This is a genomic window from Streptomyces sp. NRRL B-3229, from assembly GCF_000719505.1.
Lineage (GTDB): Bacteria > Actinomycetota > Actinomycetes > Streptomycetales > Streptomycetaceae > Streptomyces > Streptomyces griseorubiginosus.
This window is the reverse complement of sequence record NZ_JOGP01000100.1, coordinates 1-596: the sequence shown is the minus strand read 5'-3', so window position 1 is coordinate 596 and position 596 is coordinate 1. Positions and strand designations below refer to the sequence as shown.

Here is a 596-nt window from a genome sequence, read left to right as displayed (position 1 = left end):
TTCCTGCACCGCCACCGCGCCCGTCTGGAGGGCAACCCGCGGATGACCCAGGCGGTGCGCGGACTGGACCGGCTCACCGACCTCGACGCCTTGCTGGAACAGCATCGCGGGCACACCGACGCCCCGCCCTGACGCAGCGGCGGCCGCCGGGGTCGCTGCGGTGCTCAGCCCGCCGTGATCGCCGTCTCCGCCGCCGCCTTGATCCGGGCACCGAAGGCGGGGGCGTCCTTGCGGGCCGCGGCCAGGGCCAGCCCGACCAGCAGCCTGCCCAGGCCGTGGCCCTCCAGGACGTTGTGGAGGCGGACGCGGGTCCGGCCGTCTGGCAGGGCCTCCACGTCGTAGCCGCCCTCGCGGACCGCGACACTGTTCTTTGACACCTCGGTCCAGCGGATCCGCACGGGCTCCTCGAACTCGGTGATGCGGAACTCCCGCGCGGTCTTCATGCCGGCGTCCTTCACGGTGCTCCGGAAGACCGTGCCGATCGCGGTCGGGGTCTCCGGAATCCGCTCGATCCGCAGAACCCTGGGGCTGAACTGCGGATCGTTGCGCCCGTCGGCGAGGTAGGCGAACACCTCCTTCGCGGGCCGGTCCACCTC

Annotated in this window: 1 protein-coding gene; it reads right to left on the bottom strand. The window is 72.8% G+C overall.

Annotated features, from left to right (window positions below):
• Window positions 1–164 precede the first annotated feature (164 nt).
• Window positions 165–596, bottom strand: a 432-nt coding sequence (locus IF54_RS0138895) for an SRPBCC family protein (protein WP_063755024.1), incomplete at its 5' end; no start/stop codon positions are given.